General features: G+C 48.8%; 2 protein-coding genes and 1 pseudogene. 1 reads left to right on the forward strand and 2 read right to left on the reverse strand.

From position 1 onward, the window contains the following. Positions 1-194: pseudogene (locus RMO52_RS19550) on the reverse strand (C4-dicarboxylate ABC transporter substrate-binding protein); the annotation flags it as partial. 187 nt (positions 195-381) lie between these two features. Here RMO52_RS19550 and RMO52_RS19555 point away from each other — a divergent pair. Further along, positions 382-1,494, forward strand: a complete 1,113-nt coding sequence (locus tag RMO52_RS19555; protein WP_309739207.1) for a TRAP transporter substrate-binding protein — start codon at positions 382-384, stop codon at positions 1,492-1,494. Positions 1,495-1,505: 11 nt separating this feature from the next. Here RMO52_RS19555 and RMO52_RS19560 read toward each other — a convergent pair. After that, positions 1,506-2,061 (reverse strand): TRAP transporter large permease subunit (locus RMO52_RS19560; protein ID WP_310417584.1); only part of this gene is annotated, 556 nt, incomplete at its 5' end.

Raw genomic sequence — 2,061 nt, forward strand, 5'->3', positions numbered from 1 at the left:
ATGAGCGCGTTGGAAGATAATTGGATGCCAATTAATCGCCCCACATACCGAGCGACGACATTGTAAAAACCGACTGAGATCGTGAGGATGACCATCCCACCAGTCAAACTGCCGACGAACTCGGTGATTTTATCGATCGCCCGCGAAAAGTTCAACAGGGCGCGCATAGTAGCAGGTGCGATCGGGTTAGACAAGAGTTTTTATCTCCTTAAAATGAAGCAGTTTCGCCCCCCGATCGTCCCAAAGTCCGACGATAGATCGGCAATTTTATCGATCGTCATGGTAGAGCGTGGTTTAACATTAGCTTAGCTCGAATGTAGGTAGATCGATCTAATCTCGACCTCTATCCGATCTCTAGTCCGGAAGCGCAAGGAGTCAAAAGTGAAACGGAAACAATTTGTCCGAGCGGCGATCGCCAGTACGGTCTCAGGGGCTGCTCTCGTGTCGTGTCGCGCGCGAAAAAGGTCTTCAGGTGCTGGGACTGGCTTACCGATGATTAACTGGCAAATGGCAACGAGTTGGCCGATCTCGCTCGATACCATCTTTGGTGGTGCCAAAACCTTTGCAGATCGCTTGGCGGCGATTACAGATGGTAGATTCAAGATTACGCCCCGTCCGGCTGGGGAACTCGCTCCGCCACTAGAAGTGCTCAATGTCGTATCTCAAGGAGCCGTGCCCTGCGGTCATACAGCGGCTTATTACTATGTGGGCAAAACTCCCGCTGCGGCTTTCGGGACTAGCGTCCCCTTTGGTTTGAACGGTCAACAGCAAAATGCTTGGCTGTATGAGGGCGGGGGTTTAAAATCTTTGCAAGAACTCTACGCACGGAAGTTTGGGGTGATTCAATTTCCGGCGGGTAATACTGGCGGTCAGATGGGGGGCTGGTTTCGGAAGGAAATATCCCAACTGAGCGATCTCCAAGGCTTGAAAATGCGGATTCCTGGCTTGGGCGGGCAAGTGATGGCCAAACTGGGCGTTACGGTACAAACTCTTCCTGGTAGCGAAATTTTTCAAGCCTTACAGACAGGAGCCATCGATGCGGCTGAGTGGGTGGGGCCTTACGATGACGAAAAATTGGGATTGAATAGAGTTGCTGAATATTATTACTATCCAGGCTGGTGGGAGCCAGGGCCGACGCTAGAGCTGCAAATCAACCTCAAGGAATGGCAGAAACTCCCCCCCGCCTACCAAGCCGCCGTTCAAACTGCGGCCTTTGAAGCTAACATGACGATGTTAGCTCGTTACGATGCCCGGAATAATCAAGCTCTCCAACGCTTGATTAAAAATGGTGTGAAGTTGCGCGCTTACAGTCCAGAAATTTTGGCAGCAGCAGAAAAGGCATCGTTTGAGCTGTACGATGATTTCTCTGCTAAAGATGCCGATTTTCAGCGGATTTTTGGGGAATGGAAACAATTTCGCGATCGGATCTATGCCTGGAATAAGATCAATTCCGCCAGTTTCGATCGCTATAGTTATGACAAGTTGAAATCTTAATGTGAGATTATTTACAAAACTGGTTTCGCTGCTAGGCTAACTAGCCAAGTCACCGTTTGTGGAAAAATCATCACGATTAATAACATCGTAAATTGCAACACCACAAACGGTAGCGCACTCTTGTGGATATCGATCGTCTTGAGTTCTGGGGGCGCGACACTCTGGAGATAAAAGAGGGAAAAACCGACAGGTGGTGATATAAAAGCTGTTTGTAAGTTAATGGCCATCACCACCCCAAACCACACCATATCGAGTCCCAATTTCTGGGCGGCGGGGACTAATAGCGGCATCGCAATAAAGCAAATTTCGATGAATTCGAGGAAGACTCCCAGCAGAAAAATCACAATATTACTGACAATCAAAAAAGCGATTTTACCACCGGGTAAATCGACTAATAACTCGGTGATTAATTCTTTGCCACCTAGCGCATCAAAAACTAGGCTAAAAAACGACGAGCAAAACAAAATCATCACCACTACCGTCGATACCACCGCCGTCGAGTGAGCTGCCGTGGTAATCAACTGCCAATTGAGTTTGCGATTGAGAGCTGCCAAGCCACAAGCTCCG

This window comes from Chamaesiphon sp. OTE_8_metabat_110 (assembly GCF_031382685.1).
In the GTDB taxonomy this organism is placed as follows: domain Bacteria; phylum Cyanobacteriota; class Cyanobacteriia; order Cyanobacteriales; family Chamaesiphonaceae; genus Chamaesiphon.